13 protein-coding genes are annotated in these 8,293 nt (G+C 59.0%); 8 read left to right on the forward strand and 5 right to left on the reverse strand.

The window, feature by feature from the left end:
- Window positions 1–10: 10 nt before the first annotated feature.
- Window positions 11–1,228: a phosphoadenosine phosphosulfate reductase domain-containing protein gene (locus EO99_RS0119265; RefSeq protein ID WP_029620223.1), complete on the forward strand. Its 1,218-nt coding sequence runs from the start codon at window positions 11–13 to the stop codon at window positions 1,226–1,228.
- A 50-nt stretch (window positions 1,229–1,278) separates the two neighbouring features.
- Here EO99_RS0119265 and EO99_RS26860 read toward each other — a convergent pair whose 3' ends face one another.
- Window positions 1,279–2,142, reverse strand: coding sequence for an HNH endonuclease (locus EO99_RS26860; RefSeq protein ID WP_077067122.1), 864 nt, complete (start codon window positions 2,140–2,142; stop codon window positions 1,279–1,281).
- Window positions 2,143–2,210: 68 nt separating this feature from the next.
- Here EO99_RS26860 and EO99_RS0119275 point away from each other — a divergent pair, with 68 nt between their 5' ends.
- On the forward strand, window positions 2,211–2,411 hold the full coding sequence (locus EO99_RS0119275; protein ID WP_029620225.1) for a hypothetical protein: 201 nt from the start codon (window positions 2,211–2,213) through the stop codon (window positions 2,409–2,411).
- Window positions 2,412–2,413: 2 nt separating this feature from the next.
- Here the strand turns inward: EO99_RS0119275 and EO99_RS0119280 are convergent, their stop codons facing one another.
- Window positions 2,414–2,659: a DUF982 domain-containing protein gene (locus EO99_RS0119280; RefSeq protein WP_029620226.1), complete on the reverse strand. Its 246-nt coding sequence runs from the start codon at window positions 2,657–2,659 to the stop codon at window positions 2,414–2,416.
- An 86-nt stretch (window positions 2,660–2,745) separates the two neighbouring features.
- Between EO99_RS0119280 and EO99_RS0119285 the strand changes: the two genes are divergently transcribed.
- The 6 genes from EO99_RS0119285 to EO99_RS0119310 are packed head-to-tail and all read left to right on the forward strand — an operon-like array spanning window position 2,746 to window position 5,963.
- Complete coding sequence (locus EO99_RS0119285; RefSeq protein WP_029620227.1) at window positions 2,746–3,327, forward strand: MT-A70 family methyltransferase; 582 nt, start codon at window positions 2,746–2,748, stop codon at window positions 3,325–3,327.
- Complete coding sequence (locus EO99_RS25920; protein ID WP_037112474.1) at window positions 3,324–3,530, forward strand: hypothetical protein; 207 nt, start codon at window positions 3,324–3,326, stop codon at window positions 3,528–3,530. The genes EO99_RS0119285 and EO99_RS25920 overlap by 4 nt, the downstream gene beginning before the upstream one ends.
- On the forward strand, window positions 3,527–4,288 hold the full coding sequence (locus EO99_RS0119295; protein WP_029620228.1) for a YdaU family protein: 762 nt from the start codon (window positions 3,527–3,529) through the stop codon (window positions 4,286–4,288). Before EO99_RS25920 ends, EO99_RS0119295 begins: the two co-directional genes overlap by 4 nt.
- Complete coding sequence (locus tag EO99_RS0119300) at window positions 4,285–4,800, forward strand: helix-turn-helix domain-containing protein (protein WP_029620229.1); 516 nt, start codon at window positions 4,285–4,287, stop codon at window positions 4,798–4,800. The genes EO99_RS0119295 and EO99_RS0119300 overlap by 4 nt, the downstream gene beginning before the upstream one ends.
- Window positions 4,797–5,264 carry a hypothetical protein gene (locus tag EO99_RS0119305; RefSeq protein WP_029620230.1) on the forward strand — a complete coding sequence of 156 codons (468 nt, stop codon included), beginning with the start codon at window positions 4,797–4,799 and terminating at the stop codon, window positions 5,262–5,264. The genes EO99_RS0119300 and EO99_RS0119305 overlap by 4 nt, the downstream gene beginning before the upstream one ends.
- Before the next feature lie 27 nt (window positions 5,265–5,291).
- Window positions 5,292–5,963 carry a transcription termination/antitermination NusG family protein gene (locus tag EO99_RS0119310; RefSeq protein ID WP_051679962.1) on the forward strand — a complete coding sequence of 224 codons (672 nt, stop codon included), beginning with the start codon at window positions 5,292–5,294 and terminating at the stop codon, window positions 5,961–5,963.
- 522 nt (window positions 5,964–6,485) lie between these two features.
- Here EO99_RS0119310 and EO99_RS0119315 read toward each other — a convergent pair.
- The 3 genes from EO99_RS0119315 to EO99_RS0119325 all read right to left on the reverse strand — a co-directional run bounded on the left by EO99_RS0119315 (window position 6,486) and on the right by EO99_RS0119325 (window position 7,815).
- Window positions 6,486–6,791, reverse strand: coding sequence for a hypothetical protein (locus EO99_RS0119315; protein WP_029620232.1), 306 nt, complete (start codon window positions 6,789–6,791; stop codon window positions 6,486–6,488).
- Window positions 6,792–7,035: 244 nt separating this feature from the next.
- Complete coding sequence (locus EO99_RS0119320) at window positions 7,036–7,425, reverse strand: hypothetical protein (RefSeq protein ID WP_029620233.1); 390 nt, start codon at window positions 7,423–7,425, stop codon at window positions 7,036–7,038.
- A gap of 78 nt (window positions 7,426–7,503) precedes the next feature.
- A complete protein-coding gene (locus EO99_RS0119325) occupies window positions 7,504–7,815 on the reverse strand; it encodes a hypothetical protein (protein WP_029620234.1) in 312 nt (103 codons plus the stop codon).
- Window positions 7,816–8,293 lie beyond the last annotated feature (478 nt).

The following is an 8,293-nucleotide window of genomic DNA, read 5'->3' on the forward strand; positions in this document are numbered from 1 at the left end:
AGGGCGACGCATGACCATCCATCAGCCAACCTTGTTCGAGGGCACCAAACGCCTCGTCTACGACGAAGCCGTCGAGATGACGCTCCAGTCGATGCAGGCTTATGGGCCGACGCACGACCATTGGGTCTTCGCCTTCTCCGGCGGCAAGGACAGCACAGCGACCCTGACGGTGGTCCTTCACCTGATCGACGCCGGCCGGCTTCCGATGCCCAAGACGATCAGCGTCCTCTATGCCGACACCCGCATGGAGCTAACTCCGTTGTCGATTGCTGCGACAAAGCTTCTCGAGAGATTGCGGGCCCGCGGCATCTACTGCGAAACGGTCTATGCGCCGATGGATCAGCGCTTCCTCGTCTACATGCTGGGTCGGGGCGTCCCTCCGCCGAACAACAACACCTTCAGGTGGTGCACCAGGCAGATCAAGGTCGAGCCGATGACGGCCGCCCTCGAGCGTCGGGTCAACGAGCTCGACGGCTCAATCCTGATGATCACCGGAGTTCGCCAAGGCGAAAGCGCCATCCGCGATGGCCGCATCGCTATGTCATGCGGCAAAGACGGCGCTGAGTGCGGGCAGGGGTGGTACCAGCAGGTAGTACCTGAGACAAAAGGCATCAAAGGCCGCATAGCCACTCTAGCGCCGATCCTGCACTGGCGGGTCTGCAACGTTTTCGACTGGCTGAAGATCTACGCTCGAATGGAAGAGTACGGCGCCTGGGACACGGCGGCAGTCGTTGATGCCTATGGCGGTGACGAAGCGCAGGAGATCAACGCTAGGACAGGCTGCATTGGCTGCCCACTTGCCGCTCGCGATCTCGGACTGATGACCGTTATCGCCGTTCCGTACTGGTCTTATATTGCGCCGCTGCTCAGGTTGAAGCCGCTCTATCGCGAGCTTCGCGAACCCCGTCACCGGCTGAAGAAGACCGGCATCGACGATAACGGCGACATCGCCACTGCGAAGAACAAGCAGCGCATGGGGCCGCTCACCTTCAACGCTAGACTGATGGCGCTCGACCGGATTCTTAGCATCCAGTCAGAGATCAACCTCGAGGCGGTTCGCCTCGACAGGCCTCTGGTCGACATTATCAACCGCGAGGAAGAGGCGCGGATCCGCGAGCTGATTTCTCTCCGCATGTGGCCAAACGGCTGGGACGGCGATGAGCCGACCGCCGACACGCCAATGGATGCTGTCTTCGCCGACGGCTCCGTGCAGCCTCTTTTGATGTGAGGTCAGCAATGCAGCCGACCAACCACCTTTCTCTATGGCGATTTCCAGAGTTACGAAGCAGCTGCCAAGTGCAGCTCAGAGAACTTAGGAGTTTTCCGCTTTGGACGTCGACGACGCTCCACCCTGCGAAGATCATCGATAAGAAGCTGGTTGAACTCTTTGCGATCAGCCGCGAAATGAGCGTGGCGATGGCAGTTCGGGCATACGCCAATGACGTTGCGGGGGCTGTCGGGACCACCATCGGACAGACGATGAACATGGTGGCACTCGATGTAGAATGTGCCGTCAGGTCGCTTAAATGGGCCGTTGCGTCGGCAGTGTTCGCATTCTCCCTTAGCTCGAGCCAAAACGTAATCGCGAACAGCCAGGCTTCGTGCGAAGACGGAGCGACTTTCAGGTGCGCGCTCGGGCGTTGGCTCTGCGGCCTCGTACGCCCTCACGCGGAGCTCTTCGAGATCGATCTCCTCGTTTGGGACGATTGGGTCAACTCCTTCGATGTGATCGGCAACATCACCAACCCTTCGAAGTTCGAAGACAATCGCATCTCGCATTCTGTTTTTGGTGTCCGGCGCACGCCGGATGTGATGGCGATCATAGACCATCTCGCCTTCGTACCTCAGTCCACCGATGACCGATGTGAAGAGGTGGATGGCCTCCCCCGACTTCCAAGATTCCACGATGGCGCGATTACCGGACTTCATCTCCATTGGTCCCTCTTGACCTTGGCCGAAATATTCGAAGACACCGTCAGGACGCCATCGGTCGACATAACCGTGCTCGTGTCCTTCTTCGCCGCTGATCAGGAAGATCACGGGGGCGTCTGCAGGTGTGATGATGCCACTCCGGCGCTGCCCATTGTAGACACTGTGGATGTCCTTTGTACGGTTGTAGATCTCACCAACTCTGAACGACATTCGAACCTCCCACACTCTTCCAGTGCAGTTATCAATGGCGCCCCTTTCCCAACGGTTAAGGAGGCGGCATGACCGATCCGTCCGAAATGATCGCATGGCTCGACCGTCGCCTTGCCAGCGCCGAGGCCTGGCTCGCCGACCACGGCCGCCGCTCTAAGCGGCCACGTCCCGATCACGAGATCGAGGCGAAGGAATACGACATCGCTCGGTTCGAGGAAATCAAGGGCGCGTACCTCAAGGCCCTGGCCAAGAGGGAGCACGCCGCATGACCCTATTCGTGCACCGAGTAGCCGGCCTCAAGGACCGCGGCTTTGAATGCCTCCCGGGCCTCATCCGGTTCGCCTCTACCGTCCAGCACAACCATAAGGGTTCTCAATGCCTCGTGGTATTGGACGCCCCCCTTGGTGGGCCAGTCACCCATCAGATAGTTGACCGCCTCGGCCATGCTCCAGACGACAATGGGGTTGGGCATTTTGTGCTCCACCACCACAGGCTCCGGCCAGTCCACTCCGTGCATTCCAGATCTCCTCTCCGTACGGGCAGTCGGTGCCGCGTGACGAAAGAACAAGATTGCTGGTGCTCTGTTCCGGGGGAGGTGCGGGAATGAGGCTGTTTGCAGACCTGTGGCCGTTCGGAGATCTCCAGCCGCACAGCTTCGATTTCATCATGGCTGACCCACCGTGGAAAATGCAGGAGTGGTCGGACAACGGCGACAAGTCCAAGTCCACTCAGTCGAAATATAGGCTGATGCCGCTTGAGGAGATCAAGGCTCTGCCGGTGTTGGATCTCGCTGCCCCGGACTGCCTCCTCTGGCTATGGGCAACCAACCCGATGCTGCCGCAAGCGCTGGAGGTGTTGAACGCCTGGGGCTTCACGTTCGCCACTGCCGGATCTTGGATAAAGACCACCCGGCACGGCAAGCAGGCCTTTGGCACCGGCTACATCTTCCGCACATCCAACGAGCCAATCCTGATCGGCAAGCGCGGCGAGCCAAAGACCTCGAGGTCTGTTCGCTCATCCTTCCCCGGTATGGTCCGCGAGCATTCCCGCAAGCCGGAGGAGGGCTATCGCGAAGCAGAGAAGCTGATGCCGAAGGCCAACCGGCTCGAGCTATTCAGCCGCACCGATCGCAAGGGCTGGACAGTCTGGGGCGATGAAGCGGGTAAGTTCGGAGAGGCGGCATGACCTTTTCCGAAGCCTACGACCTCTATGGCCCTGACACCATCGCCATCAGCGAGGCCCTGGACATCCCAGAGCATGAAGCCGATCGCTTCATCAGTGCTGAGATGGACCGCCGTCGCCAGAGTGACTGCATCCAACGCCGCCGAGAGTACAACGGGCGCCTCCGGACGTCCCTGCGTGACTTGCGTGCACGGAGGCCAGCATGAGCGAGCGTCCGTTCATGCAGCTCTATGTCTCCGACTTTATAGGGGACACGCTGCACCTCTCCACCGAGCAGATCGGCGCTTACATGCTGCTGCTGATGGCGATGTGGAATGCGGGCGGAAAACTCCCGGCCGATGAGACGAAGCTCGCCCGGGTTACCCGCATGTCGCTCAAGAAGTGGAAGGCGATCTCGGACGATCTCATGCCGTTCTTCGAGACCGACGACGACAGCATTCGCCACAACCGCCTGACGAAAGAGCTGCAGAAAAGCGAGAGTAAATCTCAATCGAGGAGCGCCGCAGGGGCAGAGGGTGGAAGAGCTAAGGCATTGAAAGATAAAGAAGCGCGCGTGGCAAATGCCATGCCTGCGCCACAGCATCTTCCAGATACCATAACCAGACTTCCTTCGGAAGACGCGCGCGCGCCCGAGCCTTCTTCAGGGTTCGATCGATTTTGGGCAGCCTACCCCAACAAGGTCGGAGAGCCTGCGGCTCGATCAGCCTTCTCCAAAGCCCTCAAACGCGCCAGCCTCGACGAGATCGTCGCTGGTGCCCGAGCCTATGCGGCCAAGACCGACGATCGCCAGTGGTGCAACCCGGTCAAGTGGCTATCCGAGGACCGCTGGAAGGACGTGCCGGCGAAACCTCCAGACAAACCTCCTCCTAAGGCAGCAGTCGGCTTTGCCCACCTGCAGAAACCTCAAACCCGGGAACAGTACATCGCCGCCGAGCAGGCCAGATCCGAGAGGAGCTTCAGATGATCACAGCACGAGAGTTCACATCAGCGGCAGACATATTCGCGAACGCCGCGGCAGTTCGCGAGAGCTGCTTCAATCCGAGAGTGAAGCCGGCCGCCAAACCCATTCCGATCAGCGCCCCGGTGCCCCGGCCACGGTTCATCGGTCGGACACGTCCTGGCTGGGAGTTGGCGCCGACGGTAGTCGACGAGCACGTCGTCGCCTATCGGTTCGCCCTCCACATGAGGACGATGCAGGCGGAAAGCGAGGTTCAGCTTCTGGCAACACGGCAGCGCTCAATCAGGCAGATTGTGGATGAGGTGCTGCAGGACTTTCCGGACTTCACCGTCGCGGACCTCAAGAGCTCCAGGCGGTCTGGCGGCCTCTGCCTTGCCCGTCAGACCGCGATGTACGCCGTCCGGAAAGAGCGTCCGACTTTATCTCTGCCCGTGATCGGTCGCTGGTTTGGAGGACGTGACCACACCACGGTCCTGCACTCGATTCGGAAGATCAAACACATGCGAGGTGAGGCATGACGCGTTTTGCTCGCGTGGACATGGATGCCGTCGCGCCGCTCCTCCCTGGCGACAAGGTTGCCGGCCGCGTGGCAGCGAGGGGAGAGCACTTCCACTGGGAGCCGGCGCTCGGCGGGAAGGTTCACTCCGGAGACCCGATCGCCGTCCGCCCGCCGAACAAGCACGAGCTCGGCCAGCCCAGCTTCGTCGACCTGAAGGGGATCAGGATCGGCAGGCTGACGGTGATGGGCATCGCGGCTGAAGTGATCTCCACCAACGGTCAGAACTGGGTCGTCCGGTGCGTCTGCGGGGCCTACGAGACCCGTAAGGCGAAGTTCATCAAGGGTTCAGCTGCCGGCGATGCTCCACACGACGCCGAGCCAATGTGCGACTGGTGCGACAAAACCCGGCGCCTCCAGATGGGCAGGTGCGACGAGCGAAAGGCCGCGGCAGCCGCTCAGGCGATCATGGGACAGAACAGGTAACCGAGCGGCCGCTCGACATACGAGGGAATGATGATGGCGGACACTAATTGGTATGCGGTTCGAGCTGTGCCGGGCGCACAGCGGATGGCGAGGGCCATCGAGCCTGCAAACGATGAGACTGAGGAGCAGAAGGCGTCCCGCGAACGGAGGAAGGGCGAAAGCGTCCTCGAGCGCAACCTCCGCAACGAGGGCATTGACGTCTACATGCCTTCCTTCTGGACGATCACACAGCACCAGCGGACGAACAGGATGAGCGAGAAGCGTTTCCCGCTCCTAGTCGGGTACGCCTTCGTTAACATCCCGCAGCGGGACTTCGAGAAGGTGAGGGGCGTTGAAGGGGTGATGTGCTTCATGCGCCCGTCGCCAGATCGCGGACCGATCGCCTTCCGCGATACAGACATCGGATCGCTGATGTTTGCGGACTTCCAGGCACAGCAGACATGGGAGCGCGAGCGGGAGCAACGGCTCGTTACTGCTCAAGGCTTTCGCCGCAACGTCCTCAACAAGCGGCTCGGTCTGGTATTCCCAAAGGGCCGTCGGAAGAACGTCCCCCTTCGGATCATGGCCGAGACAGCGATCGAGAGCTTGGCGCCCGCAAGCCGTCAGCAGGTGCTCATCATTCTCAATGAGTTGAAAGCTATGGACAAGGAAATAGAGGCTTGCCGAGCAAGCTCCATGGCCTTATATTCAGCTGCGTGATTTGGGTGTGCAGTCGGACCTTGCAATGAGCAAAGGGAATACTCGACGGCCCGGGCTTGCTGAAACAGATGCTTTCAGTGCAGGCCGTTACTGCGTCTTCTTTTCAGAAACTGATGAGCATCCCGGGTAGCGGGCAGTGTCGCCAATTTGGCCATAGAGGGATTGGAAGCACGGACAGCTCGCTCAAAAGATCGGGCGAGCGTATCTTTTGCTTTGTCTTCTTAATTTGCTGGTGCCGGTGTCGCGGGTGGTGTCGTTTCAGTTGGCGCTGGCGGAGTGGCTGGGGCCGACGCATCGCCAGCAGGTTCGTTCGAACCGGGCATGAACATTATTACCCCGATGATCAGCACCACAACGACAACAATTCCGATGATTACGTTACGGTTCATGACTAAATCCTCCGCCTCTCGATTTTGAGTTCTCCTCAAACGAGCGCGCGGCACTGAAGTTCCCCATGGTGAGCTATTTCAGCAGTTGCGGGGCAGGTCGTTTGTGAACCTCGGAGCAGTTGGACACGGCAGACTACTTACTGGGTCGTACAAGCGAAATGACACGGGGTGTTGACGGTGTATCGATCCACTCGATCCACTTATCTCTCTCTTCGATCGTGTCGAAGAACCGCCAGAGTTTGTACTCTTCCTCTGTCGTTCCCAGCATTTCACCGAGCGACACCAGCTCAAGAGGCAAAGGCACCTCGTTTCCATCGAACCGTACGAGATAGACGCCTTCAGCCGCAAGGCGAATGATCTGCCCGCTCGCGTAGCTCCCGTCGGGATCGTCGAGGGTGAAGTACATGCCTGTCAAAGTGTCGGTGACTGTCTTGGTCATTGGTTCGGGGGCCAATCCTGAGATATGCGAAGCTTCTGACATGGGGTTCAGTTGGGCAAATGAAAAGGTTGGGCACACGCCGTCTGAGCCACGCAGAGGCGTATTGCAACTACAATGCTCTACAGAGTGAAGGCGGCAATACATTCAAAGGAGCTTCTTTCCCCGTTCCTTCGCAGCTGTGGTCACCTCAGCGGCGCCAACAGCTCCACCCATCGGTTGCCAACCTGGTGGCGGCTGCCTTAGTTCAGGACTTCATTCCGCCGAAGTTCATGTATGGCTTCAGGCTCTGGATAAATCCTTTGAACCAAGGATCCAATCTGCCGAAAGCTTCTTTATCCCCGGTTTCGACGAGGGTGCAGAGGCGATGTAGCTCTTCGAGTTGGTCCAGTATCTCCGAACCAAACAGGAACCGGCCGCGAGCGACAATGTCGTTTGGAAGGCCAGGATCTTTGAGGCGATCCCGCTGCCCGCCATGGCTAACGATCTCGCGTGCGTCCATGAAAACGGCAAAGCGTCTATCAAACAGGTCCAACATGACCTTGTGGCGAGCTGTCTGCCATTGCTGCCATGCAATCCATGCAACTGCAGCCGCGATGATTGGCGTTAGCAACGCCTGCATCACGATAATCCACATCGGAAGACTCCTGAACCGTTAAGCGCAAGTTCTTGCAAAGGGCAGAAGCTGAAGCAAGCCAGAGTTTAGCGGCAGGGATTATTTTCCGTCAACGAACTCGAAGTCAACGGATGCGCCGCCGGGGATACCTACCGTGAAGCCACCGACCCGGATGAAGGGGTTCGCTGATAGTGTCTCTTTGAGCTCCTTAACCGTCGTGATTGCCTTCTTCGTAAGATCCGCCACGTTAGAGGTCCCAAGAGCGGAAGCCATCATCTCATTCGTCTCGCTCAGTTCAGCAAGCTTTTGACCGATCAGCTCAATAGTGGCTTCTTCGGTTATCGGAGGCTCGGCCGAGCCGGCAGAGGCGGTGGCCAGCAAAAGCAAGGTCGATATGAGAAGTGTCTTCATGATGTACCTCGGGTCAACATGCCAGTCCTAGAAACGCTCGGCTCAATATGTTCGCCCACGCGTGCGCCAAAGGCATGCAGTGAGACAGCGCCAGCTGGTAAGCGTTTGGGCGGAGTAGCGGTTCCTTGAAATCGCGGTATCTCGGTCTGAGACGCAAGCTGTAATCGGAGGAATGGTGATGATAAACCGCATACAAGGCCAGAACTTGCGGCGGATCTACCTGACCTTCGCGGCGATGGTGCTGCTCGCTCCTGCTGTTGGGGTGCATTTGCCGCCGGTCCATTACAGGCGGACGGCATAGCCAGAGCGGCCATGATTAACTTGACTAGCCACCCGCTTATTCCACGTCCTCTGGCGGGGTGACGTTGGTAGGTGGTGCCTCTGGCGAGATGACAACCCCCTCTGGCGGGTCCCGTGGTTGGTTTCCAATCGGAATCATGCTGAAGACTGTGTTTCGGCGTGCAAAATTGACCCCATT

It is taken from the genome of Pseudorhizobium marinum (assembly GCF_000705355.1).
Lineage (GTDB): Bacteria > Pseudomonadota > Alphaproteobacteria > Rhizobiales > Rhizobiaceae > Neorhizobium > Neorhizobium pelagicum.